Source organism: Patescibacteria group bacterium, from assembly GCA_041674405.1.
Lineage (GTDB): Bacteria > Patescibacteriota > UBA1384 > XYA2-FULL-43-10 > XYA2-FULL-43-10 > JBAYVT01.
On sequence record JBAYVT010000003.1, the window covers coordinates 39,154 to 64,322 of the forward strand.

The 25,169-nt window shown below is 40.4% G+C and carries 27 protein-coding genes and 3 tRNA genes; 8 read left to right on the plus strand and 22 right to left on the minus strand.

What is annotated here, in order from left to right:
- The gene (locus WC080_02395) at positions 1-456 is read left to right on the plus strand and encodes a hypothetical protein (protein ID MFA7244112.1); all 456 of its coding nucleotides are present in this window, start codon (positions 1-3) and stop codon (positions 454-456) included.
- Between the two features lie 49 nt (positions 457-505).
- Here the strand turns inward: WC080_02395 and lepA are convergent, their stop codons facing one another.
- The 9 genes from lepA to tilS all read right to left on the minus strand — a co-directional run bounded on the left by lepA (position 506) and on the right by tilS (position 9,870).
- Entirely contained in the window at positions 506-2,287 is a 1,782-nt protein-coding gene (lepA, locus tag WC080_02400) for a translation elongation factor 4 (GenBank protein MFA7244113.1), read from the minus strand.
- Positions 2,288-2,511: 224 nt separating this feature from the next.
- The gene (locus WC080_02405) at positions 2,512-3,348 is read right to left on the minus strand and encodes a deoxyribonuclease IV (GenBank protein MFA7244114.1); all 837 of its coding nucleotides are present in this window, start codon (positions 3,346-3,348) and stop codon (positions 2,512-2,514) included.
- Between the two features lie 6 nt (positions 3,349-3,354).
- Positions 3,355-3,708 carry a hypothetical protein gene (locus tag WC080_02410; protein MFA7244115.1) on the minus strand — a complete coding sequence of 118 codons (354 nt, stop codon included), beginning with the start codon at positions 3,706-3,708 and terminating at the stop codon, positions 3,355-3,357.
- Positions 3,709-3,712: 4 nt separating this feature from the next.
- Positions 3,713-4,129, minus strand: a complete 417-nt coding sequence (locus tag WC080_02415; GenBank protein MFA7244116.1) for a hypothetical protein — start codon at positions 4,127-4,129, stop codon at positions 3,713-3,715.
- The gene (locus tag WC080_02420) at positions 4,126-4,752 is read right to left on the minus strand and encodes a metallophosphoesterase (GenBank protein ID MFA7244117.1); all 627 of its coding nucleotides are present in this window, start codon (positions 4,750-4,752) and stop codon (positions 4,126-4,128) included. Before WC080_02420 ends, WC080_02415 begins: the two co-directional genes overlap by 4 nt.
- Complete coding sequence (locus WC080_02425; GenBank protein ID MFA7244118.1) at positions 4,749-5,474, minus strand: hypothetical protein; 726 nt, start codon at positions 5,472-5,474, stop codon at positions 4,749-4,751. Before WC080_02425 ends, WC080_02420 begins: the two co-directional genes overlap by 4 nt.
- Positions 5,440-7,035 carry a murein biosynthesis integral membrane protein MurJ gene (gene murJ, locus WC080_02430; protein ID MFA7244119.1) on the minus strand — a complete coding sequence of 532 codons (1,596 nt, stop codon included), beginning with the start codon at positions 7,033-7,035 and terminating at the stop codon, positions 5,440-5,442. The genes WC080_02425 and murJ overlap by 35 nt, the downstream gene beginning before the upstream one ends.
- An 18-nt stretch (positions 7,036-7,053) precedes the next feature.
- Positions 7,054-8,856, minus strand: a complete 1,803-nt coding sequence (ftsH, locus tag WC080_02435) for an ATP-dependent zinc metalloprotease FtsH (protein MFA7244120.1) — start codon at positions 8,854-8,856, stop codon at positions 7,054-7,056.
- A gap of 15 nt (positions 8,857-8,871) precedes the next feature.
- Positions 8,872-9,870: a tRNA lysidine(34) synthetase TilS gene (gene tilS / locus WC080_02440; GenBank protein MFA7244121.1), complete on the minus strand. Its 999-nt coding sequence runs from the start codon at positions 9,868-9,870 to the stop codon at positions 8,872-8,874.
- A 211-nt stretch (positions 9,871-10,081) separates the two neighbouring features.
- On the opposite strand from tilS, the gene WC080_02445 reads away from it, so the two are divergent.
- Positions 10,082-10,158: transfer RNA gene (locus WC080_02445), tRNA-Met, on the plus strand.
- A 74-nt stretch (positions 10,159-10,232) separates the two neighbouring features.
- A tRNA-Met gene (locus tag WC080_02450) sits at positions 10,233-10,309 on the plus strand.
- A 66-nt stretch (positions 10,310-10,375) separates the two neighbouring features.
- Here the strand turns inward: WC080_02450 and WC080_02455 are convergent.
- The 7 genes from WC080_02455 to WC080_02485 all read right to left on the minus strand — a co-directional run bounded on the left by WC080_02455 (position 10,376) and on the right by WC080_02485 (position 16,613).
- Complete coding sequence (locus WC080_02455) at positions 10,376-11,323, minus strand: hypothetical protein (GenBank protein MFA7244122.1); 948 nt, start codon at positions 11,321-11,323, stop codon at positions 10,376-10,378.
- Positions 11,323-11,952 carry a lamin tail domain-containing protein gene (locus tag WC080_02460; protein ID MFA7244123.1) on the minus strand — a complete coding sequence of 210 codons (630 nt, stop codon included), beginning with the start codon at positions 11,950-11,952 and terminating at the stop codon, positions 11,323-11,325. Before WC080_02460 ends, WC080_02455 begins: the two co-directional genes overlap by 1 nt.
- Position 11,953: 1 nt before the next feature.
- Positions 11,954-12,514: a signal peptidase I gene (locus WC080_02465; GenBank protein ID MFA7244124.1), complete on the minus strand. Its 561-nt coding sequence runs from the start codon at positions 12,512-12,514 to the stop codon at positions 11,954-11,956.
- A 68-nt stretch (positions 12,515-12,582) separates the two neighbouring features.
- Positions 12,583-13,110: a TasA family protein gene (locus WC080_02470; protein MFA7244125.1), complete on the minus strand. Its 528-nt coding sequence runs from the start codon at positions 13,108-13,110 to the stop codon at positions 12,583-12,585.
- Between the two features lie 178 nt (positions 13,111-13,288).
- Positions 13,289-13,696, minus strand: a complete 408-nt coding sequence (locus tag WC080_02475; protein MFA7244126.1) for a septum formation initiator family protein — start codon at positions 13,694-13,696, stop codon at positions 13,289-13,291.
- A gap of 84 nt (positions 13,697-13,780) precedes the next feature.
- Entirely contained in the window at positions 13,781-15,592 is a 1,812-nt protein-coding gene (locus WC080_02480) for a hypothetical protein (protein MFA7244127.1), read from the minus strand.
- Positions 15,593-16,034: 442 nt separating this feature from the next.
- Positions 16,035-16,613 carry a CAP domain-containing protein gene (locus WC080_02485; protein MFA7244128.1) on the minus strand — a complete coding sequence of 193 codons (579 nt, stop codon included), beginning with the start codon at positions 16,611-16,613 and terminating at the stop codon, positions 16,035-16,037.
- Positions 16,614-16,753: 140 nt separating this feature from the next.
- Between WC080_02485 and WC080_02490 the strand changes: the two genes are divergently transcribed.
- From WC080_02490 to WC080_02500, 3 genes are all read left to right on the plus strand, one after another.
- Positions 16,754-16,828: transfer RNA gene (locus tag WC080_02490), tRNA-Ile, on the plus strand.
- A gap of 40 nt (positions 16,829-16,868) precedes the next feature.
- Positions 16,869-17,414, plus strand: coding sequence for a hypothetical protein (locus tag WC080_02495; GenBank protein ID MFA7244129.1), 546 nt, complete (start codon positions 16,869-16,871; stop codon positions 17,412-17,414).
- Between the two features lie 78 nt (positions 17,415-17,492).
- Positions 17,493-18,920: a L,D-transpeptidase family protein gene (locus tag WC080_02500; GenBank protein ID MFA7244130.1), complete on the plus strand. Its 1,428-nt coding sequence runs from the start codon at positions 17,493-17,495 to the stop codon at positions 18,918-18,920.
- A 35-nt stretch (positions 18,921-18,955) separates the two neighbouring features.
- On the opposite strand, the gene WC080_02505 is transcribed toward WC080_02500, so the two are convergent.
- Both WC080_02505 and WC080_02510 read right to left on the minus strand, forming a co-directional pair.
- Positions 18,956-19,714, minus strand: a complete 759-nt coding sequence (locus WC080_02505) for a C39 family peptidase (protein ID MFA7244131.1) — start codon at positions 19,712-19,714, stop codon at positions 18,956-18,958.
- Positions 19,715-19,806: 92 nt separating this feature from the next.
- Positions 19,807-22,323 (minus strand): ATP-dependent Clp protease ATP-binding subunit, encoded by a 2,517-nt coding sequence (locus WC080_02510; protein MFA7244132.1) that lies wholly within the window; start codon positions 22,321-22,323, stop codon positions 19,807-19,809.
- A 21-nt stretch (positions 22,324-22,344) separates the two neighbouring features.
- Here WC080_02510 and WC080_02515 point away from each other — a divergent pair, with 21 nt between their 5' ends.
- On the plus strand, positions 22,345-22,536 hold the full coding sequence (locus WC080_02515; GenBank protein ID MFA7244133.1) for a hypothetical protein: 192 nt from the start codon (positions 22,345-22,347) through the stop codon (positions 22,534-22,536).
- A 234-nt stretch (positions 22,537-22,770) separates the two neighbouring features.
- Here the strand turns inward: WC080_02515 and WC080_02520 are convergent, their stop codons facing one another.
- Positions 22,771-22,983, minus strand: a complete 213-nt coding sequence (locus WC080_02520) for a ferredoxin (GenBank protein MFA7244134.1) — start codon at positions 22,981-22,983, stop codon at positions 22,771-22,773.
- Positions 22,984-23,161: 178 nt separating this feature from the next.
- On the opposite strand from WC080_02520, the gene WC080_02525 reads away from it, so the two are divergent.
- On the plus strand, positions 23,162-23,296 hold the full coding sequence (locus tag WC080_02525; protein MFA7244135.1) for a hypothetical protein: 135 nt from the start codon (positions 23,162-23,164) through the stop codon (positions 23,294-23,296).
- A 73-nt stretch (positions 23,297-23,369) separates the two neighbouring features.
- Here WC080_02525 and WC080_02530 read toward each other — a convergent pair whose 3' ends face one another.
- The 3 genes from WC080_02530 to WC080_02540 all read right to left on the minus strand — a co-directional run bounded on the left by WC080_02530 (position 23,370) and on the right by WC080_02540 (position 25,097).
- Positions 23,370-23,618, minus strand: a complete 249-nt coding sequence (locus WC080_02530) for a metal-sensing transcriptional repressor (GenBank protein MFA7244136.1) — start codon at positions 23,616-23,618, stop codon at positions 23,370-23,372.
- A 242-nt stretch (positions 23,619-23,860) separates the two neighbouring features.
- Positions 23,861-24,205 (minus strand): hypothetical protein, encoded by a 345-nt coding sequence (locus WC080_02535; protein ID MFA7244137.1) that lies wholly within the window; start codon positions 24,203-24,205, stop codon positions 23,861-23,863.
- A 145-nt stretch (positions 24,206-24,350) separates the two neighbouring features.
- Complete coding sequence (locus WC080_02540; protein ID MFA7244138.1) at positions 24,351-25,097, minus strand: anaerobic ribonucleoside-triphosphate reductase activating protein; 747 nt, start codon at positions 25,095-25,097, stop codon at positions 24,351-24,353.
- Positions 25,098-25,169 lie beyond the last annotated feature (72 nt).

Sequence of the window (25,169 nt, forward strand, 5' to 3'; positions counted from 1 at the left end):
ATGGAGCCGGTAACAAAGTCTATTGAGAAGATCCTCGACCGGTTGCCGAGTAATCCCAATCCGGGATTCGGCATTGTCCTGATTTGGCTCTTGCTAAGACAGGACACTGGTGGTCGAGCGAAACGGTGCGACAGTGACCAGGAAGATCTGACGATTGCGGCCAAAATGATCGTTCAGACCGGGAATGTCTTAGCATCCCTTGGGCTGATCCTGCACGCACAGCAGACCGAACCTCTGAGGGAGGTATGCAACGACGAAGTACTCGCAGCAATACCCCCACGCGTGGCTACCAAGATTCATGAGGAAATCTTGGGTGCTGCAACTTCTACCCTGTTGGGAATGAAGACCGATCGTCAACGGCGCTTTCACGTTAGAGACTATATCGCTCAAATTCCCTGCACAAATCCTCAAGACGCGGCCGAAAAGCCGCAAGAACCGCAACCTACATCGAAGTAGAATACGAAGTACCGGTCGCTCCAGCTCACAAGCTGGAGCGCCGTTGTTTTTACTCACTTCTTAGAACTTTTATAAAAACATCGGATGGAATATTTACCTTACCGATCATTTTCATTTTCTTTTTCCCCTTTTTCTGCTTGTCAAGAAGTTTGTTCTTACGAGTGACGTCGCCTCCATATAGCTTGGCAGTCACATCCTTGCGCATAGCAGGAATTCTTTCAGAAGCAATGATTGTGGCCGAGATTGCCACCTGGATTTTAACTTCGAAATTCTGGCGCGGAATAAGATCTTTTAATCTTTCAACGATTCTTCGCGCTTCCTTCTGTGCTTTTTGCGAATTAATAATAAAACTCAGCGCGTCGACACGATCCTCAGCAATCAGAATATCGATTTTAGATAGGTCCGCACTACGATAATCAATCATCTCATAATTAAGAGAGGCATACCCGCGAGAAATACTTTTTAGCTGGTCATAATAATCAATAATAAGTTCAGCAAGCGGAATTTCATACTTTATAACCACCCTATTATCATCAAAATATTCAGTATTTTTGTAAATTCCGCGCTTACTTTGCGTTAGATCCATGATTACACCAATGAATTCTTTCGGAGTAATGATTTCGAGAGTAGCCCAAGGTTCAAAAATTTCGCGGTATTCGTGCGATGCTGGTAGATCGGCTGCCTTTTCAACGATCCTTGCCTCCCCATTCAACATTGTTAATTTATAAATAACAGTCGGGCTAGTGATTACAAGATCAAGGTCAAATTCGCGTTCAAGGCGTTCACGAACGATATCGAGGTGTAAAAGTCCAAGAAATCCGCAACGAAAACCATGGCCGAGCATTTCTGATCTCTCGGCCTCGTACGATAGCGAGCCGTCATTTAATTTAAGCTTTCCGATTGCCTCCTTGAGCTCGGGATATTTGTCCGAATCGGTACAGAATATCGAAGCATAAACAAACGGCTTAACTTTTTGATAGCCCGAAAGGGGAGAGACTGCTGGAATTTTTTTCTGCGTAATGGTATCGCCGACAGACGCTTCAGAAACTTCTTTAAATCCGGTTACAATATAACCAATTTCGCCCGATGATAGGGGAGAGTGGGGGAAATATTTTGGTTTAAAATAGCCACACTCCTCTACTTTTCCCCCACTTTTAGTCTGCATCAAAAATATCTCGTCATTATTTTTTATTTCGCCCGAAAACACCCGGACATAAGCAACTACTCCCCGATAGGGGTCATATACCGAGTCAAAAATTAAGGCTCTTGTCTTCTCTTCTCCCTCATCATTGGGTGCTGGTACGCGTTCAATTACTTCTTTCAAAATTTCTTCCACTCCTTCGCCGGTTTTTCCCGATGCATAGATAATTTCATTTTCACGACAACCAAGAACTTTGATAATTTCATGAGCAACTTCTTCCGGACGAGCTGCCGGTAGATCAATTTTATTTACAACCGGTATAATCTCGAGATCATGGTCTATCGCCGCATAAAGTGTCGAAAGGGTTTGGGCTTCAATGCCCTGAGTAGCATCAACAAGGAGGATCGCTCCCTCAACAGCTGCCAATGACCTTGAAACTTCGTATGAAAAATCAACATGACCCGGGGTATCTATCAAATTCAAAATATGTTTGCTGTATTCCATGCGAACAGGTGCAAGCTTGATAGTAATGCCGCGCTCACGCTCAATATCCATCTGATCAAGGAGCTGCTCTTTCATCTCACGTTTTTCAACCGTGCTGGTAATTTCCAGCATTCGGTCAGCCAGCGTTGACTTGCCGTGATCAATATGCGCGATAATACAAAAATTGCGGATGTTTTTTTCTTCCATAACAGATGAATCTTAGCAGATTTTTACTCGGAAATCGAGTGTCTGGGAGATCAGCCATCTCCTTCAAGTCGAACTGCACACATTAAGAAACGTAACAATTCTTCCGCGGTCGTGGAAGAATTGTTACGTTTTTATATTTAACAAACAAATTAATTACAAAAGAAATTTACTCATGTAATACATTTAATAACTAGGATGCATTTACATTTATTTCAATAAATAAATCAATCTAGTAGTTCGCGGAGAATTTTGAGATTATCTATATCACCCTTGCCCTTTATGCTGGGAGTTTCGAGAATTCCTGGCAGCTCTTTTAGTTTGGGGTGATTTACTATAACCTTAAATCCATTAATGCCGATGTATCCTTCGCCAATATCTGCATGACGATCACGACAAGAAGCAAATGGCACTGCTGAATCATTAAGATGCAAACAGATCAATCGGTCAAGGCCAATTTCTTTGTCAAATTCAGCAAGAGTATCATCGAGCCCGCCTTTAGTCGCAACATTGTACCCCGAACCGAATGCATGAGCTGTATCAAGCGTAACTTTGACTCTGTCGGAATCGACTTTTTTGATAATTTCCCCAAGTTCAGAAAATTTATCGCCAATAATGTCTCCCGCACCGGCAGAATTTTCCAATATTAGGAAAGGTCCCTCCGGGGAAGCAGCAAGGATATTTTTGATTGCCAGCACAATTTTGTCCATCACCTCAGAAAGCTTCCTTCCTTTGGTCGAACCAACATGAAAATTTGTGCCGATAGCGTGAAGTGCTTTGGCCTTTTTCATATCGTCAATTAACGATTTTATAGATGCTTCGTAAAAGAATGGATTATTTGTTGCAAGGTTAATAAGATATATACCATGAATCATTACCGGATCGATTTTCGCTTTTTTATTTTTCTCCACAAAGCCCGCAACTTGATGCTCCGGAATAACAAGGGGATTCCAGCGCTGTGGCGCATTGGCAAAAATCTGCATGCATTCGCAGTGAGCTTCAACCCCGCGATCAATCGCATCAGAGAATGGTTCACGTGTAGAAATGTGCATTCCAAATTTCATATGCTCCTATTCGTCAAAACCAATTCTATTGAAATAATCATAGGAAATATTCTGCCCGTCCAAGAGTTCCAGAACTTTGTATTTCCCTCTTGTGAAAATGTTTCCGTCATCTAAATAATGTGTAGCTTCCAGGATTTGCACACCAGCTAACGGGGGAGATAAAACTCCCTTACCCTTGGTTTCAACGAGAGGTACTTTACCGTAAAGCCAATAATTCTTCTGATCTGACTTCAAAAATGGATAAATCTCTCCGATTTCCAATTTTTCCGGAATACATTCTTCCTTTTTTCTGTTTCCGTTTTTGTATTCGCTAATATTGCGAAGCGCCATATCCGGCGCGAATTCTACCGGTATACCCATATTATTACTTAATTTTACTTAAGTCTCCGTTAATTATCAGCGGATTGATCATCGCGATTTCGAGTGTGTAAGGTTGGTTTTTGTCGATTGGATTAAGCAGAAAAATTTTCTTTTTTAGGAAATAGGCCACGCCAATTTCCATAATTACATTCGTTCCAAGATATCCGCTTATCCCTTTTTTCTCATTGTTGACAATAAGCATTGCATCACTCTCAGCGATTTTATTAAAAAAGCTTCTTATTATGTCATATTCTTTCGAGAGGCGCAGTTCTTCTTCAAAATTGTTTTTGATCGAATTGTCTCTTACATAATGATCGATGTCATCAGTCGTTAAAACAGAATGCCCGGTTTTCTCCAAGTCATTTTTGATTCTCAAGATATCTTTGGCAAAGACCATACTGCCGGCAATAGTAATTTTCATTTTAACTCCTTAAATTCCACTTTCAGATTTTCTAAATTCAATATAGCATAATGGCCGGTTTCGGAGGAGGCGAGTTTGATAACTTTTGTTTGGCCCAGATAGCCGACGCCCCATTTCCAGTGCACATGGCCACAAATGTGGACAAGAGGTGCATCGGAGAATTTTCGTTCCGGCATCATTCTGGGGTCATCAAATTTTGATAAATTAATAATTCCCGGCGGCGGAACATGCGAGAGAAAAATTGATCCGGCAATGGCTTTTTTGTCTACGCTTCGCTCTCCTTCGTATTGTCCCGACCACGAAGCAGGGGAGCCGCCAACTCCCGTAAAAGTCCGGCCAAACATTTCCACAATTTTCCCCTCAAGTGTTTTATATTTTGCAGACACTTTATAGTATGCGCGGCCAAAATCATTATTTCCCGGTACCCAGAAGAGAGGAATTTCGAGCTCGTCAATCATTTTGATAAATTTTTCGGCGTACCAAATCGGTTCGCCCATGTTCACGATATCGCCAGTAAAAAGAAGCAGATCTGCTTTCTCGCCCAAAACTGCTTGTTTGATTTTTTCGAGCCCTTTATTTGATGCATGCAAATCTGAAAAAAGAAAGGCAGTTTTTTCTTTCATAATGCCGTCCCAAGCAGATCTATTTCATGGGGCTTGAGCACGACTTCTTTAACTTCAATGCGCCCGATATCTGAAGTATAAGTGGAAATTTGATCGTCAAAATATTTATTTAAAGCATCTTTAATCGATTGAGGCAAAACAGCAACTCCAGAAGAAGCCTTTGAAAGTTCAATTTTTAATTTGCCATTTTCAGCTTTAGGAATCGCGACTATTGTTATAGGGAACGAAAAAAAACTATCGCTAGTTCTTCCGGAAATATAGACGCCGTCATTCTTGATTTCAAGAGACGATTTTTTAAGGGGAAAGTCAGCCGTACCCACACCCATAAAATTCGCAAGCTCAGATTCTGTTATCGGAATACTCACACTTTCGCCGCTTGTTTTGTCACTCAACTCTTTTACCACCTGGTCAGTAAGATACTGATCTGTATTTTTTCCATCCGAAACAATACCTTGCCGGGAAAGAGATCCTCGCAAATTCCATAGCCCATAAACCATCAGAACAAATAATCCAGTGAAAATAATAAGCATAAATGCAACAAACGGCTTTTTACTTTTTCGCTTGCGGTCGAGTTCATTATAAAAATTGCTAAAATCCTTGTTTGCAGATCCTTTGTCAGCATTTACTTCCGGACGAAAAATATGTGTATCCCGTCCTAAATTTATCCCGTCGATTTTTCGGCCATTATTATTGGACTGGTTCCCCTTCAATTTCTTTTCCATTTATTTTCCGCTTTAGTGCCCATGAAATTTCTTCGAGTTTTAAAACGTAGGAAAGAGCCACAAAAATAACAAAACCGAGAGCTAGTGTAAGCAATGTTTGTTCCAATACCCCGATAAATTTATTCATATTCACCAAATTGGCAAAATATAGCATGCCTTCTCGCGCAATAAAACCAGTAATAGCAGAAATGATAACGATTTTTATGACTGAATTAATTACTTTATTAGATAACATCCCTCGATATTTTGCCACTAGAAGAACATACAGGAGAATTAAATTAATATAGCTTCCGATTGTAAAAGAAAGCGCTAGCCCAGCTACTCCCATTTTTTGAGCCAGGGGATAAGCAATTGCTATGCTTACAGCTACCGTGATTATAGAGATGTACATGGGAGTTTTTGAATTTTTCATGGCATAAAAAGCTCTTGCCAAAAGAGGAATAAGCCCTTGGGCAAGAAGAGAAAGAGAGAAATACCCAAGCGCAAGGGCGGTTGCCTTTGTGTCGCTCCAACCAAAACTACCCGATCCGAGGATAAGACGAATGATCTGAGCCCTGAGTAGAATGAAGGCAACAGAAGTCGGGATAAGAAGATATGAAACTGTCCTGATCGTCCGATTCAAATAAAAAACAAATTTGTCGGTTTCATTTTTTGTAAATGCTGTTGTTAGTGTTGGAAATACTGCGGTTGCAAAAGATGTGCCCAGCACTACCACCGGCATCGTCTGGATATTATTTGCAAAATTAAATGCAGAAATTGAACCGATCGCCAACGCCGAGCCAATCGCAGTATATACTAAAAGCATCAGTTGATTTACTCCCATACCAATAGTTCGCGGCAGCATTAGCCGGATAATTTTTTTAATCGACGCATTTTTATAATCGAAAGAAAAAGTGTATTTGAAACCAAGTTTAAACAATGATGGTAGCTGAATCAGCATATGAAGAACTGCGCCAATTATAACAAAGTAAACTACCCCGATGATTCCAATATTCCTTCCCAAAATAAACGTGCCCAAGATAATAGAGAGGTTATACACAAGTGGGGCAAATGAATAGGCAACGAAACGATTAAACGAATTAAGTACTCCGGAAAATATGTATGAAGCAGAGAAAAAAATCGGAGTTAACATCAAAATCCGAGCAAGCTCTGTAGTTTTTTGCATTTTTTCGAAAGAAAAATCCGGAACAACCAGTGGAGTAAGATATGGCATCAGGAAGAATAAAACAATAGCGGCAAAAATCATTATTACAGCTGCAATATTTAGAAGGATACTCGTAACTTTCCAGCCTTCTTCCATTTTATTGTTGCTGATAAAATCGCAAAAAACCGGAATAAATGCTGATGTTATAGCGCCTAAGATAAGAAAATTGAAAATAAGATCAGGTATACGAAATGCTGCAAAATAGATATCGAGTTGTGAAGTCGGAATATAACTTGCCAAAAAATGGTCGCGCAACATTCCTAGCACATTGCTGATAGTCAGTGTAATAAGCAAAATTGCACTGGCCATGCGAACGCTATTTTCCGAGTGGAAAAAATTAGAGAATCGTTTTATCATACCAGATCATACTTTCTACTATGTTTTCGCCTTAAAATATTTGAGAAAATCTTCTTCGTTAATTGTTTCTTTCTTTATCAGTTCGTCAGCCAATTTTTCAATGATTGATTTATGGGTATCAATAATTTTCTTGGCTTTTTTTCTGCCTTCATCGATAAATCTGGAAACTTCTTGGTCGATTACGGCGGCAATATTTTCGCTATAATTGCGCTGCTCGGCAAGTTCTTTCCCCAAAAACGGCATTTCTTCCTTGTGGCCATAAGTCTGTGGACCTAATTTTTCAGACATTCCAAATTCAACAACCATCTTGCGCGCAAGAAGAGTTGCTCGTTTCAGGTCGTTTTGTGCTCCAGTTGTTATTTTATTTGAACCGAAAAATTCTTCTTCGGCAACGCGGCCCGCAAGAAGTGAAGCAATTTCGTCCTCAAAATAATCTTTGGCTTCGAGCCTGCGGTCTTCTGTCGGCAAATTCCAAGTATATCCTAGAGCCATGCCGCGAGAAACTATCGAGATTTTGTGAACCGGATCGGCATTTGGCAAAATATGGCTAACAACAGCATGGCCTGACTCATGGATAGCGGTAATTTTCTTTTCATGGTCAGACATCTTCTTGCTTTTTCGCTCTGGGCCCATCATCACTTTCTCGATTGCCTCTTCCATGTTTTCTTGGGTTATGGTCTTGCGGCCAGCCCGAGCTGCTAAAATAGCTCCCTCATTTGCTAAATTTTTAAGATCAGCCCCAGAGAAACCGGCGGTTGTGGCGGCAATTCTTGAAAGATTAACATTTTTTTCGATTGGCTTATTTCGAGTATGAATTTTTAAAATTTGTTCACGTTCGCTTCTGTCTGGAAGATCGATAGTAATGTGCCTGTCGAAGCGGCCCGGACGAAGAAGTGCTGGATCAAGTACATCTGGCCTGTTTGTAGCAGCCATGACGATGACGTTATCACCGGTATCAAAGCCGTCCATTTCAACCAAAATTTGGTTTAATGTCTGCTCACGTTCATCGTGGCTTCCACCGAGCCCAGACCCGCGCTGGCGGCCGATTGCATCCATTTCATCAATAAAGACGATTGCCGGTGCGCTCCTTTTCGCTTTAGCGAAAAGATCGCGCACTCGGGACGCACCAACACCAACAAACATCTCGACAAATTCAGATGCGGAAATTGAGAAGAAAGGAACACCTGCCTCACCAGCAACCGCCTTTGCAAGCAAGGTCTTACCGGTACCAGGAGGCCCCACAAGAAGGACTCCTCGTGGAATTTCTGCGCCCAAATCGCGAAACTTTTTTGGTGACTTCAAAAACTCGACTACTTCGCGAAGTTCCTGCTTCGGTTCCAACAGCCCGGCGACATCATTAAATGTAGTTTTGCGCCCCAGTGAAAGACGGGCTCCAGATTTACCGAAACTCATCGCCTTCATATTTTGCCCCTGGGCGGAACGAAGCATCCACCAAAAAAATGCGGCGATCAAAATCAAAGGCAAGAGGGTATATAGAAATATCGACGACCAGGCAACAGATGAGCTTGTGTCTACAACTTTGATATTGACCTTGTCGGATGTAATACCATATTCATTCAAGCCAACGCCATTTTCCTTGTATGCCTGCTCGGTACCTTCGCCCTTAACGTTAGCGGTAACCTGATTATCTTTCACCGTAACTTGGTCGATTTGGCCATCCTGGACCTGTTTCGCAATCTGCGAGATATCAACCTGAGTTGGTGTTTTTGGCCGGCTGGCATAATAACTTCCGACAAGAACCGCTGCTATAAATATAATAATGATCCAATATACTGCACGGTTTCCAGATTTCTGATTCATTAAGCTCCTTAGTCTTCAATTCTTAGTCTTCAATACAATGATTTTACCACGCTCAAGGCTAACCTGTAAATGATGGGGGAGAGGCAAACTTTTCCGTCCCTCTTTTTTATATAGTAGCGTTCGCACGTTTTCAATATGAGAATAGTTAATATCTTCACCGCCACCAAGGTACTCGACAGACAGGCGAAGGGTAAGTCGTGAAAGCGACGGGCTGAGAGTTGCCCATTTTTTATAATTAAGCACAATTTCACTATTACCCCTTTTTTCAATGATCTGCCTAAGTTTATCTTCTGTCACAGACTCAAGGAAATCATAATCGTCCTCGATAGCCCGCGACGTGCTTCCTAGTGCTTCAATAACATTGGGGTTGATTTTTTTAAGCTGTGGAAGGATTCTGTGGCGAATTTTATTTCGCAGAAAATCCAAGTTAAAATTTGATTTATCTGTCCTGTACTTGATATTTTTTAATTTAAGGTATTCCAAAATATCTGTGCGTGAAAATTTGAGTAGGGGACGGATAAAATTTTCACGCTGAGAGGGGATAGATTTAAGCCCCTTTAAACCGGTACCTCTGATTAATCTCTGTACCAGGGTTTCGGCAAGGTCATTTGAATTATGTGCAAGAGCGATTTTGGCCTCTCCCCTTTCGGTTTTTAAAATTTTTTCGAAGAACTCATAGCGGGCATTCCTCGCTTCTTCTTCGCTGGCTTTTTTATTTTTTGGTTTATTGTTCCAGTCAGCTTCAATGAGTTCTACGCCATATTTTTGGCATAGTTTTTGGACAAATTTCTTGTCTCTCTCGCTCGCCGCTCCCCTCAACTTATGATTGAAATGGCATGCTTTTAAATTATTTTTTAATTTCGAGCGTAGAATTGCGAGAATATCAAAAAGGCAGACAGAATCTGGTCCGCCGGACAAGGCAACAATTACCGTGTCGCCTTCCCCTATCAACCTCTCAGCAATGATGTTTTTGTACACCTTGATAATTAAATTTTTTTGTGAGATTTTTGGCATATTTTAGCTCCCAACGCCTCAAAATTCTAGCACAAAATTACGTTCATATCCATAGAAAATGTCTGACTAATTGTTTTTGTATTTGGTATTTACTCTTTAATGAACGTATTAAAACCCTCACGATCGTGAGGGTTTTAATACGTTGCCCCATTTTTCAAGCAATTGGATTGACTTTTCGAACAAAATTTTATATACTTTTTAAGTAATATTCTGCGGGGTGGAGCAGCCCGGTAGCTCGCATGGCTCATAACCATGAGGTCGTTGGTTCAAATCCAACCCCCGCGACCAAATTTAAAAGTTTCTAGTTGCTAGATACTAGTGGCTAGAATTTTTTAACTAGAAACTATAAACTAATAACTAGCGGCAGGGTAGCTCAGATGGTTAGAGCGTGGGACTCATAAGCCCGAGGTCGTGGGTTCGATCCCCACCCCTGCTACCAGCAAATAATATGGCGATTCGCAAGAATCGTTATTTTATTTGTTAAGAAGATCGGATCGAACCCAACCTAGTCAGATTCTTTACGACTCGAGATCAAATAAAGAAGAATATAATATATTACAAGCTCGGCAAGTTCGAGCCAAACAAAATATTGGCACCATTTGACCGGATTGTAATAATCATGCAAAATCCAATGGACTAAGTACAATACCACGCCGCCAAAAATCGGCCAAACCCATCCGAACACGAACCCATTTGCACGATAATTAAAATAGCCATATACAATTAGAAATAAAGCGTAAACGATAAACAAAATCCACCACCAATAGCAATAGATCAGCGAGCTTGTTTCTGCTCCCAGCGCTTCCCCATCCTCCGACTCATCTTGCACAAAATTCCCATTCGGATTTGTTGATGCCTGGATGTTTTCAACTGGTGTGATTTCCGCCAACTGATTGCCAGTACTAAAATTTTGGTTGTTAAATTGGTCAAAGTTATTTGTAGATTCAGATTGGTCTGTGCTCTCGTTACCCACTACGAAGTTAAATGATGAAGTCAAAGTCCCTTGGTAATCATTTCCAACCCCAGCGGGCAAAATAGCAATGAAATCAATATTGACAGAGCTCCCTGGGGCTATAGAACCGACTATCACATTACTTTGGGGACTTTTTGCGATATCAGCAATCGTCTTATTCCAAACAGGAACCCCATATACTCTTGGTTCCAGCCTCAACATATTGGCAAGAGATCCGAGTGGACCATCAGTGGCGATTGAGAAAGAATGTGCGACGTTCCCAGTATTTTCAACAGTTACCGTCTTGACCGTTTCAAATCCTGGCGCAATGTTGGTTTCGTTAAAAAGTGGGCCAGTCCCATCATAGGTAATTTTCAACACGCCCGCATTTACTTCTGCAGCGTTCACTCTATAGGCAAAAACAAAAGTTGAGATCAGGCCAACTATTAGCGAGGCTACCAACAGACACAAGATTAAATTTTGTTTTAGGAAGCTCTTCATCATGCTCCTGGCGTCGGTGTTGTTAAATCAATAAAATCTGAAGCAAGATCCGAATCAAACCCAAGAGAACTTCTCGACAACGAATGACCAGCGGTAACATCGGGACATGCTGGGTTCCATACAGCGGTATCTGTACCATAATTCATTTGATCGACAGTAGTCCCAGAAGGGTTATTTAAGATTATTCTATCTCCGGCATTGCTAAGCCAATCAGTATTCCCGCCAAGGTTGATTGTCACTATATTGTCCCCGCTTGGGTTGCCCCAAAGCTGCCAAGTATTGTTATCATGTGACAACAAAACGAAACCATGAGCCGGAATACTCACATCCGGATTGATGGTTTTAGTATAGTAGTTGTCTGAGATAGACCAACCTTTTATGTTAATTTCGACATCATTTGGATTGTACAATTCGATCCATTCATTTTTTCCCTCGTCACCGTGGAGAGCATCAACATCATAGTAGACTTCGTTAATTACGACTCTATCTGGCGACGGTGTTTCCCAGGTTCCGGTTTGAAAAGTATTATCTGAAACTTCAACTTGATCTGTAAAAACTGCGTTTGTGGCAAAACTTGCCAAACACATTACTGCGGAAATAATGAACGCGCTTTTAATAATTTTTAACATGTCATTCCCCTTTGTTCTTAGTCGTCTTTACGGTCGCCTTTTTCGCCTTTTTGCGATCGGCAATTTCTTTCTTAATCTTGGATATCTCATCATATACGATAATCGTTGCTGGAACAATTATGATTATAATTAATCCTGGAACTGTCCTGGAAAAGCCGATGGGATAACCAATATACGGAACCTTCAAAACCACTTTTCCAACTACATTATCTTGCAGGACATAGAATTCGTCCGGAACACTATTTGCATCCCCTTTGGTCCGGTATTTTACCGTACCATTGTCGGTAGATAGTTCAACAATTCTATGAGTTATCTTTTCGTTGGGCTTTTCAATACTTTTATAAGTAATAATATCATTAACGTAATAATTATTTTCAGACTTCGTTATTATCAAACTACCCGTTTTGATTGCTGGTTCCATTGATCCAGACTGGACGGTTAAAAATCTGACACCCCCAATAGATAATTTTGCCAAAATCGCTGCGACTGCAAACAAAATTACGATTGCAAATACAATCCAAGTAATGATCTTCCAGTAATCTACCTTTTTTACATTAGTCATATTAATTTTTTTCTGCTTTAAAACCCAGTTAGGCCGCTTTCATAAAGCGGCCCTTAAGGTTTTTAAACCTACAGACTGCTTTGAGCATCCATAACTATATTGAATCCAGTTGCAAGACCTTGGACACTATCACCAGTTGCAAGCGGAAGAGTGACCTTGACCCAAATTCTTTGTGACCAACCAGCAGGCATTGGATTGAAAGCAAAAGCACTTGAGTTTATCCTATTTGCGGAACCAGTAATACCATCCAGGGAACCTGAATAAATTAAAGCACCCGATGAATCATTATTTCTCATCTCAACTGTTAGAGCATCATAAAGAGCGTTGTCCATTGTTGTATCTACGTGGACAAAATAATATGCTGGCAACGTCCCGATATTCATGACGTCCATATATTTATTTGTTGTATCACCAGGCTTCATGTTAGAAACCGAGAATGGTAGACCAGCCTCTTTGTTAATTTGTATTTTCAAAGTGCCTGTCGCAAACGAATTCCCATTAACTGACGCTTGGCTCGTAAACACTGCCGATGTTGCCCCAATTGCAAGGGCAGCAACAATTGCGATCACTGATAGACTTTTTACAATTCTTAACATAATAACTCCTTCTTTCATAATTTTGAAATTATTCATAAGGCATCGACCACCCCCAAAGTGGCCTTATGTTAAGCTAACATTAAAAACCAATGAGCACAAACATTCCAAATTGCAAAGACAATTTGTTTTTCATGAGCTAAATATATGCCCGGCAATATATACCTGTCAATAGTTGAGTTCAATTAAAAAAATATTTTATCCAAAGCCTATAATTAGGTGTTTTTATCGTCTTCTCGGTTCTGCCCAGATCAGCAACTTGATCCTCCGGGGTGTCTTTGGGTAACACAATCACTTTTTCCCCGGGTGCCATATAACCCAATTTTGCCCGCGCCTCCTTTTCTTTAAACGACTGGGTCTTGTAATATGCTATTTCCATTTGCAACATCTCAACATCTGATTGTAATTTCGCGACCCTTTGCCTTTCCCCTTCGACTTGTTTATTCGATTCATAATTTACCCAGATACTACGTCCTACGACGAACAAAAGGTATAAAATAAAAGCAAAAATCAGCAAATTGCTGAATGTCATCGGCAAAATTGATTCTATCCTGTCTTTGGTTCTGGCAAAAAAACCTTTCCGTTCCATAATATTATTATACAACAAAGTTTATCCAAGACTAAAAGAAGCTCCGTGTTCACGGAGCTTCTTTTTTGAATGCCTATGCGTAAATTACCATCTTCTGGATTTTTTATTATTTTTTGGCGCTACTTTTTTGGCTGAGTCTTTCTTTACTGGAGCCGCCACAATTTTCTTTTCTTTAACTACAGCCGTTGCCGCAGTTCCTTCGCTATCGCCGCCAAACCAGTAAAAATATCCGCCCGTGGCCGCACCAGCCAACAGAATCAAGATGAAGAGTATGATCCACGGGGTCCAGTTGATTTTATTATCTTCCGAATCATTACTGGTATCCTCAGCGGCTTTTATCTGCCCATTTTGGTCAAGATCGGATTGCTCTTCACCAGAAGGAGCCGCTGTAGCAGCTTGGGCTGTAGCAGGAGCTGTGAAAGAAACAGCCGTGGCATTACTGGTGGTTACACTTGGCCCAACGACCGGAACTGGTGCAGTTAATTTGACAGAAACAACTTCAGAGCTTGAGGTTTCAGTCGCGCTCTTAGCAACAACCTTGACGGAATAATCACCATAAGAAGCAACTGACACATTTTCCTTGTAAGCATTACCTTTATCATCAGCAGCAACCGAAATGGTTTTGGAAATAATTCCGTTCACATAAATTTCGTATGAAGTAACACCGCCACCGACCCCGTTGAAGGAAACATTTATACTCTTTCCATCACCCGGAGTAGCCGCAACAACAGGAGTAGGCAAATAGTCTACATGCGCATTAATTACATTCGAAATCGCCGACTCATTCCCAGCATTGTCGAAAGCTTTTACGTAATAGATAAAATCGCCATTACCTGGCATATCTGTATATTTCGCATCCGTAATCAATGCCAAGTTAAGAGAAACATCGGTTGGGCTTGGGACTTCAGTGCTTAAAATTCTATAAACATTGTACCCGGCAATGCCATTTGCGTCGGTCGAATCACTCCATGCAAGATCAACTTCATTCTTCACTACATTGCCGGCCAAATCCGTAATCGCTGTTGGAACCACGGTGTCGACGGTGAATGACGAAATTCCGGCCATTTTTGAATCCTTTTCGCCATCAGAAGCTATGACATACCAGTAATACTGGCCGTCGGATAATTTATGTGGATTTGTGCTCTGAAAACTTGTAGAAGTTAAGCCGGTTTTGTGAATCTTGGCGGCACTATCACCAACTTTATACACGAATAATTCATAAGTAATGGCGTCATTATCCGAATCCGTCGATGGTTGCCATACAAATTCTGGATTTTGGCTCTTAACATACGAGCTATCTGCCGGCGATGTCATCACGGGAGCAGTTGGGGCAGTATCTTCAGAAACAAATGTCACCTTGAAGTTCACAAACGAGTTGTTGCCATCATCAGAATTTTTTCCTAACAGCTTGATATTAACATCACTCTTTCCATAGAAATGATAATCATCATTTAGAGAATAATAGCCCGATAGCTTACCATTATCTGTGCTGGTCTTATCAGCCTTTTTTGTTTGGTCAATACTTGGAATAATCTCAGTTGCACCTGCGCCTTGTGATATTTCATAAGTAGCTTGGTGCGTGTGATTATTCCACACTCTCCACTCTGCTTCAATTTTATAAATTCCCGGCAGATCGACTGAATTATCCAAGGCATCATCCGCTTCTACGTATGCGCCTACCACACTACCATCAGTGTAAAGTTCTTTTCCATAAGCGTTGGTGTAAGTATGCCACTCAGCTGACGGAAAAGCAGTAACACCAGAAACACCAATAATTTTTTCCGGTGCGGCTGCCATGGCCGGTTTGGCGGTTAAAATTCCTGTATAAAGCGATGCGGGTATCATCAGCATTGTTGCAAGCAGGCATACCACCCACTTTTTAGTTCTTAATCTCATAAAACCTCTCTCATTGTTAAATTTTAATACAGACAAAAAAGCTAACACAAAACGTTAACACTTTAGCAATCTAGATTGTTAAATTCCCTCCAGAATACGAGAAACCTCGTTTGGTCTAGGTCTGCCCTCACTTTTTCGGGAATTTTTGATGATTTCAGCTATTTATTTTTCCTAAAGCAAATTTGCCTTAAGATGAGTTCACTTTCGCCATATCCTACCCATAGTCGAAGTATCACACTTTATCATACTTTTTACTGACCATAAGCAGTGCTTTTCTGGCTGAGGAGTAGAATATCAATCATGTTATCGCTTGTCAAATTTATATTTTTTCTAGCCCCCACCTTATAAATAATAAGTTATCCACAAGAGATATCACACAGTAACAAAAAAGCCCTGAAGGGCTTTTTTGTATTTTTATTCATCTCAATTTTTTTGTTATACATTAGGGAATATTAAAAGATGCAATTTTAGAAACAATATTGTCAAAAATCTGAAGCACAACAGGCTTTTTGCGGCCAAACATATTTGTAACCATATAAGTATCATGCGAACCATTATTATCTTTATAAGCCCCCTTTACCACGCCGATTCCCATGTCAGAATAATCAGGGTTTAAAATATTGTCCCTATGGGCCGGTGATTTCATCCAAGCATTTACTGTGCCTTCGGCAGTATTAAAATCCATAGCAAGGTTTTCTCCAGCATAAAGATAATTATATCCTGCGCTTATAATAAAATCCCACGGGGCAAGATCAAACGCATAGTGTTCAAAATAGTTTCGATTTACCATATCCAAAGACTTATTCTTGGCGGCCTGATCGAGGCTTTTATCAATCCTAAGAGGAATTAAACCGTTTGCAGTTCTTTCGGAATTGATCAATAGCTCAATATTCTCCGGAGTAATTTCTGAGGCAAAAGCACCAGAAATTGAAGTAAAAATAACAATAGCAGCAACAATTAGGCCAAAATATGTTTTGAATTTTTTAAAATTATTTACCATTTTTGTATTTGTTTTATTCATTTTTGTTTTTATTTTGTATTACAGAGTATGAAATTATACTATTATATCAATATTCTTCATTCTTGTCAATCCTAGCCAAGCTGATCTTGTTTAACCTTGAATTTATTAGCATAATTCTGTTATTATATCTTCGTGCGATTGGGCCCATAGCTCAGTGGTAGAGCGCCCGGCTCATAACCGGTTGGTCGCAGGTCCGATCCCTGCTGGGCCCACCAAAATACTTTTCGACTGCGACAATTAGAATGAAATAAAATTTTGAATACGAACAAAGAATTCATGACGCCAGGTAGCCCCGTTTTCGACGATGATTTATATTTGGCGATTTATTTAGTTAAAAGTCAATCAGGGATAGACAGAATCAGATCAAAAGCCGAAAACGATGGATTTAGGGAGCAAAATAATCTGCACATTACCGTATTGAGTGAAAAAGTATTTCTTCCGCTACTGCAAGAATCTTCGCCGGCAAAAAGAACCAAAATCATACAGAAAATAATTTCTCTGATTTCGCATACCGACTGGAAATTTAAACTCGAAGATATTTATTATGTCGCAGGCTTAATACCAGCCGCCAGAACTGGAACCCGTGACGAATATCGAGAATCATACATTAGAACAGTTTGCATGCCAGGATTCAATCAATTTATAGAAAATATAAATAACATTCTTGAATCAAGAATCCCCCTTCCTTTTCCGCATATCACCCTCTTTACAAAAGGAGAGGGCAAAAACCCAAAATATTACGGAATTCCAATAAATTCAAAAGAAGAATTTCAGGGACTAAAGTCGAGACAAATCCGCTAAATAACAATTTTTACATGTTTGATTTGTGTTTAACCGGTGGTTTCTTGTAAAATATTAGTATAACTAGTGGGGGCAAAAGTGACATTCAAGACAAAAAGAATTCTCGAATGGGTAGCATTTTCTTTCTTCGCGCTACTTCTTTTATTATCCGGATCTCTTTTTTTCTATCAACAAACCTATGCTGGAAAAATTTATCACAGAGTAAAAATTGCAGATATTGAATTATCCGGAAAGACAAAACAGCAAGCGATAACTCTCTTGGAGAGCAAGAAAACTAATGTTTTGACAAAAAATGTTACGCTCACCGCAGGAGACAAAAGCGCCACAGCAAAGGTATCCGATACCGGCTTATCGATCGATACAAACAAGTCCGTAAATGAAGCATATGCGGTTGGAAGAAACAATAAATTTCTTGTTCAGATCTATCTTTCCGCTATGACGATTTTGAAGCCAAATTCAATTAATCTGGCTGTTTCGGTAGATGAAGAAAAATTCAATAGTTTTGTTTCATCACAAATTCCTGGCCTGGGTATTGAACCCAAAAATGCGGAGCTAAAAATTGAGAATGGGGTTTTGTCTGAAATTCCAGAGCAATCAGGCCAAGTAGCAAATTCCGGTGACTTGGCACAAAAAATAATCTCTTTAAGTGGAAATAACGATACTACAGAGAGTTTTAACATTCCCCTTGAGACAAATGTGGTCGCACCAGAAATCAAAATTGCCGATTTGAGTTCAGCCGAAGCAGCGGCACAAAAATATTTATCAAGCAACATTGTTTTAAATTATAATTCGCAATCTTATAAACCAACTAAATCGGATATCGGAAAATGGATCGTTTTTTCCGTAAGCGAAGGCCTGTATAAAACGAATCTAGATGACAATGTGATCAAAACCTATCTCACCACCATTGCGAAAAATTTTGAAATACAAAGGGTGGACAAAAAAATTAATGCGGTGGACAATAGCGTAATTGAAGAAGGTAGAGAGGGTTTATATTTGAACAAAGACCAGGCCCTAAAGGATATAAAAAATCAAATTAATTCTCAGAACTCATTCAGCATCGCCCTTGCGACAACCACCGAGGCACCAAAAGAAGTAAGGGTTTTTCCCGCAGAAGGAATCGTGCCTGGCCGTTTTGAAGGTAAATACATTGATATAGACCTAGCCCAGCAAAAATTATGCCAAATTGAATTTAATACAATTCTTGCCTGCTATACTATCTCTTCAGGTAAAGCCTCTACGCCTACTCCGGTTGGCACAAGATACATCCAAGACAAAAATCCAAAGGCTTGGTCAGCTCCATATGGACTCTGGATGCCATGGTGGAATGGATTGGGGGGCGGCTATGGAATTCATGAGCTGCCAGAATGGCCAAATGGTTACAAGGAAGGCGAAAGCCACCTGGGCACGCCAGTATCACATGGTTGCGTGCGATTAGGCGTTGGCTCAGCACAGGTTGTATATGACTGGGCACCGATCGGAACTCCGGTATACATACACAAATAGTCCTTAAAGTCTATCGAGTCACAATACCTTGAGCTCTATTTTGTTACTATTAGGAGCTCTTTTTGTCCGCCGTCGGGATTTTTGACTGACTCAAGAACCGTTTGGTAGAGGTAATAATATCCTTCGCCCTTCCTCGTTCCAGGATCGTTGGTAATAAATCCAGCGCTATCATAGCCCTTGATCACCAGCATATGGTATTCTGGCCCGCCGTTTGTGAAATTTGGGTTGCCCAAAAGCCGCCCGTCAGTTGGGACAATTACCGGTACCCCACTAGCAATTAATCGCTTGATTGAATCAACTGAGTAATCAGATAATACTTCGCCAGATAGTCCGTAAACATTTTGGGCTAATATAAGAGTTTTTTCAGCAGTAAGATCATAGTGCCCACCCCAATTCTTCATCTGCCAATCTACCATAGAGAGAATATCATCGCGCATTGACTCTTTGGACAAAGTTTTTTCGTTTAGATAATATCGAACAATATCGATCGATGCCTCCTCGCAAGCATTCTGCCAAGGCTCAGACCAGTCGCCAGAAGGAGCCTGGGAAGCGAAAGACATCGAGAGAACTTTTTTTGAGGGAATTTCCAGGGGTTTATCTTCTGAGGCAGTTATTTGAGTCTCCCCTAAATTCTTCTCGAGAGAAGACTGGGAAATTTCGGCCTCCGTATTTTCAGATTTTTTGTCTTCAATATCAATTTTTGGATATAGCAAAATCAGAGCAGATATCAAGAGAATAATGCCGAATATTATTAAACGAAGAGAAAAGGCCCCCTCTTTGTCGTTTTTTTTCATGTGGAGATTATAGAGGAATGGCAACAAAAAATCAATCTAAACAATATTCTCACAGAATCTGTAGGTGTACTATAATCGTTCAAAAATTGGACTTATAAAATGTCTTTTGAGGACATAGTGATCGAGTCACCTTTTTGAAGTTCACCCGAAAGAAACTTTTTTGCCAATACATCTTCTAGTTTTTCCTGAATGGCGCGAGACATGGGACGGGCACCCATCTGTGGATCATACCCTATTCCTGCCAGCTTTACGATCGCATCTGGCATCACAATCAGATTGACCCCTTTGTTTTTAGCAACAATATCGGTAAGATTTTTAACCATTAGAGTTGCAATTTTGACTATGTCTTCACGTGTTAATGGAGAAAATACTATAACGCTTGTAAACCTGTTCAAAAATTCCGGACGATAAATATTTTGCTCGATAATATAGTTCAAGAGATCGTTTTTTACTTTTTCATACTCGACTCCCGACTGAACCGATTGGCGTATTAAATTTGCACCAGCATTGGACGTGGCAATAATAATAGTGTTTGTAAATGCTACTTTGCGTCCTGACCCATCCGTCAAGTGGCCTTCATCCAAAACCTGCAAAAACAAGTTCAATATATCCGGATGCGCTTTTTCAATCTCATCAAACAGAAGAAGGGAAAAAGGCCTTTCTCGCACGGCAGTAGTAAGCACTCCCTGTGTTTCTTCTCCAGAAATATTTGATCCGATAAACCGGTAAATGTCTTGTTTGTTTTGAAACTCTGACATATCAAATCTAATCATGCGGCTTTCGTCACCAAAATATGCTTCGGCTAAAGCTTTGGCCGTTTCCGTTTTTCCTACACCGGTTGATCCCAAAAACAGAAAAGATCCGATTGGTTTTTTTGTATCCGTCACACCGGCGCGGGAGCGGCGCAAAGCATTGGCAATGGCATTTATCGCCTCCCCTTGCCCGATCACCCTTTTGTGCATAATGCTTTCAAGATCTAAAAGCTTCTTCTTTTCAGACTCATCAACTTCCCCGCTCGGCACGTCATATTTTTCAGAAACATAGGCCAAAATATCATCTGGAGTAATAATCGTCTCTCCCCTTTCGGATGTTGCTTTGGCCGATGCTCCATCTAAAAGATTGATCGATTTTTCAGGATTTGGCTGATTTAAAATAAATTTATCCGCAGCATGGATGGTTTCTTTGATTGCCCCATACGAGATTAATGAATTCGTATGGTATTCGATTTGAGGAACAATATCCTCCAATATTCTAACCATTTCATTTTTATCCGGTTCTTCAATGGTTACCCTGGTAAAACGCTCGACCAAGACGCCATTTGTAGCAAAATATTTATTGTAAGATGAAATATCGCAGGTTCCAACAAAATAAACCCCAGAACCTTCCAAATAAGGAAGGATGACTTCGGATGCATTTACCCTTCCGGCATCTCCAGAAGAAAACAGATTTTGGATATTTTCAATAAACAGAATAATATTGCCCGCTCTTGTGGCTTCATTTAATATCTCTGTCAATCTTTGCGTGATTTCCCCTCCGCTTACAGCACCCGAAAGCAGTGAATCAATATCAAGTTTCAAAACATGTTTATTGGAAAGCGAACCCATCGCTTTCCCCTCATAAACCCTCTTCACAAAACCAAGTGCTGTTGTCTTCTTCCCAACACCAGCTTCTCCAACCAGTAGAACATTGCCTCCAGTTTGTTTGGTAAGCGCTTCTTCCATTGCTTTGATCTCTTTGTCATGACCCACAATATGCAAATTTAATCCGGTTTCGGCGATAGTTCTGGTAAGATCTTGCGAATATTGTTTCAAAAGGACCGCCGCTCCAAATATCCAATCCTTACCTACCCCTCCGGTCAACTTTATATTGTCTGGATTTATAAATTTCTTTTTATAATATTTTTCACGGACTTCGGCAGTTTGCCAGTAAACTATATTGGCCAAATCTTGAAGTTCAAGCCGATAATCTGACATGAAACGCTGTAATCCTTTGTCCTTTTCACAGAGCGCCACAAAAAGGTCGCCAACCTCAATTTGGTGATGAGATTCTGCCTGGGCAATTTTTAGGGCGCGTATAACCAACTGCAAAGTATCAGAATCGCCCGATTCTCCTTCCAGATATTCGCCAACTAAATCTTTCGAAGTTCCAATTCTTGCAAGAATAAAAATCATATCCGGCGAATTTAATATGGCTTTTGCGATGTCTTTGGAGGTCGCATTATCGGCATATCCCCTGAGTCCTCGGGACCATGCTTTTGCTAGTTCAAATGAAAATACCCCGAACAAATTGCATTCCCCGCCGTTAGCAATCGCCTCTACAAATTCATTTAATTCGTATTGTTTCGGATATCTCACACGAACTTTATAAAATGCTACCGCAGTTAAATACAAAATAAACACGCCAATATCCAGCAAAACCCATCCTCTGTACGGATCAATTTCGTTAAAATCAAACCAACTCCCAATATCGGCAACTATAGCGGCAGCAGAAATTAAATAGAATATAAAAACAATAAACTTAAAAAAATAATTCGAAACAAGGGCATCAATCTTGATCGCTTTAGCAATTATTGTGCCATTTTCTTCAATTTTGCAATTTGAATCTTTCATCAAAATGCCCTGATCCCTCTAATGATCAAATATACTGCCAAAACTGGAACCAAGGGCCAGGCGATCACCATAATAATTGACCCGGCTAAAGTAAAAATCGAGGACACTAAATACGAAAAAAGCGTCATTAATTTAATAATGAAACCAGTAAACCTTGAAGCTAAATTCAGAGTCCAGGCCTTGAATTTTTCCTGTAGAGTAAGGCCCTCATAATTTATAAGGTCCCGCTTCCACGGAGAAAACAGGGTCGTAATACACACTTTCACCGAAAAAAGATCAAAATTTATAATAAAAAACGCGCGAATGTACTTAAAAAGACGGCCGTATGCGTACCCATACCACCAAGAAAGATATAGGATCGGTAAACTGGTTGTCCCCTCCATTCGAATCCTCGTATCAAGTATTGTGCATTAAGCCTAATACTTTATTCTTAATACTTTATTCTCATTATTCAATCTCTATCGCATCAACTGGGCAATGGTCTGCCGCTTCCTTTGCTTTTTCAAAATCTGAGCACCCTTTTTTGGGCACTGATTTACCTTGTTCGTTCAGCTCAAAACATTCCGGAGCTAAAGAAATACACGTACCACAACCGATGCATGTATCATCGTCAACCACAATCTTGGGTTCTTCATTCTTCTTTGCTTTTTCCTCCGCCATAATTTCCTCTCTGTTAACTTCCAAAACAAGGCTTAAAGCCCACTATTATTGTACGATAATATGTTCAAAAATAAAAGCAGCCATGCTCTAATCCTTGACATTTCATTACAAAACTGCTACAATGATTTAATCATCAAAAACAATCCGATGAGAAAAACAAAAGTAATTAGGAGGAAAAATGAGAAAAGAAATTGCGCGCGTTGGCACCGAAGCTGTAGATCTGGATAATCTTAAAGCGATCGAAGCCGTTGCGATGTCAGCAGTTGCCATCCTTGCCGTTACCTTCGGCACTATCTACGGATCAATGCTTTAAATCAAACTAAAATTTTCATGTAATAAAAAATCCTTGAGAAATCAAGGATTTTTTATATGGAGATATTCAGAATTTATTTTTTGATAAACCTGTTGATAATTGTAATCTCGTCTTCACCCAAGACCACATTCCCGTCCTCGTCGCGGTTCTTGATAATCAAAAGTTCTACAAATGTTGAGATAGTAGAGGCCAGAGATGATTTTGCAGCTTCAAGCTGAATTAATATCTCTTTCTCCGGTTTATTTTTATCCAGCATATCTTCAATGCCGCGGATCTGGCCCTCAATTCTGCGCAAGCGATTAAAAATTGTTTGATAATGCATGGTCGTTCACTTTATGGACATTACGAACTTTATAGACTTTCGATTCGCTGCGGGCTTTGTCCACAGCCATACCCCCCTCTTTCCACAATATACCCCCCACCGGTATATTTTACAAGTTAAATAGTGAGGAAACTCCAAAATCTAGACTCTAAAATGCAACATATTTTAAATATCTTCTATTATTAAACGGAAAACGGCGGTCCACATGGGACCGACCGCCAGTTTTCCCCTTCATGTTGTAGCTATTCCTGTGTTGACTGCTCTTGAGCCTGATATGCCAGCAATTCCCACCAGAATTCCTTCATCACCTCGTGATGGATGACCTTCAGAGGCACCCCTCCATTGACTGACAACCACGGACGGCCATCCTTGCGTACCCACACCGATAGTGTCAGATCGCCCGTGATGACAAGACGGAAGCACTGCACCCCATGGATCGTCGGCTGCTTCCACAAAGGAATCGTCGCCTTCAGAAGCATGGCGACTACTCTGCCCAGACTGTTGTAGGCTCGCAGAGCCATCAGAAAGAGCAACAAGAAGACAAATGCGGCCAAACCAGCAACCATCGAAGCGAATGCGCTATTCACTTTGAGTACCCCCAGTGTTCGGATTTGTGGGCGGAAACTACACCTAGGTAATTTACACTCTCTTAGTGAGAAAAGTCAACAAAAAATGGCAGCCAACAACTATTAACTGCTGTTTATTTTTAAACTTCAGAGTGCTTAAACAAATTTATCGGATTTCAACCGACTTAACGAAAGGCTTGATAGCGTTTGCCATTTCCCTGAGTTCTTTGTCTAAAAATGGCGCGAGTTTCATTTCTTCGGAGATTTGCTTCGTCTTCAAATAATTTTGGATGACGTATTTGTTTGTGCCCTTGATCATTTTGCCAATGCCAATCATATCGTCGATGTTGTGCAATGGTTTGGCTAGAGTCGTCCGAAATTCATATGAAATGTCAGAGTTCATAATAAGTTTGACTGATTTTTGGACACCAGCTATCAGCTTGCAACTTGCAGCTGGCGGCTTCTTTGATTTGGAATTTTTTTTGAAATTGGAAATTGGAAATTGGAAATTGGCGACATCTCGATACTTATCAATCGGTGACTTAATATCCATGGCAATATAATCGACATCGCCATCCTTGATGATTTTTTCAAGCAGTTCGGGATTTGTGCCATTCGTATCAAGCTTCACTTGAAATCCAAGAGCTTTGATGTGAGATATAAATTGCGGCAAGTCATTGTGTATCGTCGGTTCTCCGCCCGTAATGCAGACTCCACCCAGCTTTCCATAGCGAGACTCAAGAAACTCAAAGAAATCTTCTTCGGGAATCAAGGGGTTAAACTTCTCGGGTAATACCAATTCTGGATTATGGCAATAATGGCACTTAAAATTGCAGCCGCGTGTAAAGACTGTAGCCGCAACTAACCCCGGGAAATCCACGAGAGTTGTTTTTGCAAGACCAGCAATTTGCATTTTATAAATTCAAAACTAATATGTAATAACTAATAACCGAATGAATCATCCTCATGGTTTTTAGTTTTTCGC

Bases quoted from the DNA above. Each gene is read 5' to 3' on its own strand.
- WC080_02395 (MFA7244112.1), top strand. From the start codon at position 1: ATGGAGCCGGTAACAAAGTCTATTGAGAAGATCCTCGACCGGTTGCCG.
- lepA (MFA7244113.1), bottom strand. From the start codon at position 2,287: ATGGAAGAAAAAAACATCCGCAATTTTTGTATTATCGCGCATATTGAT.
- WC080_02405 (MFA7244114.1), bottom strand. From the start codon at position 3,348: ATGAAATTTGGAATGCACATTTCTACACGTGAACCATTCTCTGATGCG.
- WC080_02410 (MFA7244115.1), bottom strand. From the start codon at position 3,708: ATGGGTATACCGGTAGAATTCGCGCCGGATATGGCGCTTCGCAATATT.
- WC080_02415 (MFA7244116.1), bottom strand. From the start codon at position 4,129: ATGAAAATTACTATTGCCGGCAGTATGGTCTTTGCCAAAGATATCTTG.
- WC080_02420 (MFA7244117.1), bottom strand. From the start codon at position 4,752: ATGAAAGAAAAAACTGCCTTTCTTTTTTCAGATTTGCATGCATCAAAT.
- WC080_02425 (MFA7244118.1), bottom strand. From the start codon at position 5,474: ATGGAAAAGAAATTGAAGGGGAACCAGTCCAATAATAATGGCCGAAAA.
- murJ (MFA7244119.1), bottom strand. From the start codon at position 7,035: ATGATAAAACGATTCTCTAATTTTTTCCACTCGGAAAATAGCGTTCGC.
- ftsH (MFA7244120.1), bottom strand. From the start codon at position 8,856: ATGAATCAGAAATCTGGAAACCGTGCAGTATATTGGATCATTATTATA.
- tilS (MFA7244121.1), bottom strand. From the start codon at position 9,870: ATGCCAAAAATCTCACAAAAAAATTTAATTATCAAGGTGTACAAAAAC.
- WC080_02455 (MFA7244122.1), bottom strand. From the start codon at position 11,323: ATGAAGAGCTTCCTAAAACAAAATTTAATCTTGTGTCTGTTGGTAGCC.
- WC080_02460 (MFA7244123.1), bottom strand. From the start codon at position 11,952: ATGTTAAAAATTATTAAAAGCGCGTTCATTATTTCCGCAGTAATGTGT.
- WC080_02465 (MFA7244124.1), bottom strand. From the start codon at position 12,514: ATGACTAATGTAAAAAAGGTAGATTACTGGAAGATCATTACTTGGATT.
- WC080_02470 (MFA7244125.1), bottom strand. From the start codon at position 13,110: ATGTTAAGAATTGTAAAAAGTCTATCAGTGATCGCAATTGTTGCTGCC.
- WC080_02475 (MFA7244126.1), bottom strand. From the start codon at position 13,696: ATGGAACGGAAAGGTTTTTTTGCCAGAACCAAAGACAGGATAGAATCA.
- WC080_02480 (MFA7244127.1), bottom strand. From the start codon at position 15,592: ATGAGATTAAGAACTAAAAAGTGGGTGGTATGCCTGCTTGCAACAATG.
- WC080_02485 (MFA7244128.1), bottom strand. From the start codon at position 16,613: ATGAATAAAACAAATACAAAAATGGTAAATAATTTTAAAAAATTCAAA.
- WC080_02505 (MFA7244131.1), bottom strand. From the start codon at position 19,714: ATGAAAAAAAACGACAAAGAGGGGGCCTTTTCTCTTCGTTTAATAATA.
- WC080_02510 (MFA7244132.1), bottom strand. From the start codon at position 22,323: ATGAAAGATTCAAATTGCAAAATTGAAGAAAATGGCACAATAATTGCT.
- WC080_02515 (MFA7244133.1), top strand. From the start codon at position 22,345: ATGATCAAATATACTGCCAAAACTGGAACCAAGGGCCAGGCGATCACC.
- WC080_02520 (MFA7244134.1), bottom strand. From the start codon at position 22,983: ATGGCGGAGGAAAAAGCAAAGAAGAATGAAGAACCCAAGATTGTGGTT.
- WC080_02525 (MFA7244135.1), top strand. From the start codon at position 23,162: ATGAGAAAAGAAATTGCGCGCGTTGGCACCGAAGCTGTAGATCTGGAT.
- WC080_02530 (MFA7244136.1), bottom strand. From the start codon at position 23,618: ATGCATTATCAAACAATTTTTAATCGCTTGCGCAGAATTGAGGGCCAG.
- WC080_02540 (MFA7244138.1), bottom strand. From the start codon at position 25,097: ATGCAAATTGCTGGTCTTGCAAAAACAACTCTCGTGGATTTCCCGGGG.